Annotated in this window: 1 rRNA gene; it reads left to right on the top strand. The window is 51.4% G+C overall.

Features of this window, described 5'->3' with window-relative positions:
* Nucleotides 1–36: 36 nt before the first annotated feature.
* A 16S ribosomal RNA gene (locus RH85_RS13005) occupies nt 37–492 on the top strand; the annotation flags it as partial.

The raw sequence follows: 492 nt of genomic DNA, 5'->3' as shown, positions 1-492 counted from the left end.
TTTTGAAGTCAGTATTCATTGAGCCGACAAAATCTTAAATTGAAGAGTTTGATCATGGCTCAGATTGAACGCTGGCGGCAGGCCTAACACATGCAAGTCGAGCGGTAACATTTCAAAAGCTTGCTTTTGAAGATGACGAGCGGCGGACGGGTGAGTAATGCCTGGGAATATGCCTTGATGTGGGGGATAACTATTGGAAACGATGGCTAATACCGCATAATGCCTACGGGCCAAAGAGGGGGATCTTCGGACCTCTCGCGTCAAGATTAGCCCAGGTGGGATTAGCTAGTTGGTGAGGTAATGGCTCACCAAGGCGACGATCCCTAGCTGGTCTGAGAGGATGATCAGCCACACTGGAACTGAGACACGGTCCAGACTCCTACGGGAGGCAGCAGTGGGGAATATTGCACAATGGGCGCAAGCCTGATGCAGCCATGCCGCGTGTGTGAAGAAGGCCTTCGGGTTGTAAAGCACTTTCAGTCGTGAGGAAGG

Source organism: Vibrio ichthyoenteri ATCC 700023 (assembly GCF_000222605.1).
In the GTDB taxonomy this organism is placed as follows: domain Bacteria; phylum Pseudomonadota; class Gammaproteobacteria; order Enterobacterales; family Vibrionaceae; genus Vibrio; species Vibrio ichthyoenteri.
This window is presented reverse-complemented; position numbering and strand designations above follow the sequence as displayed.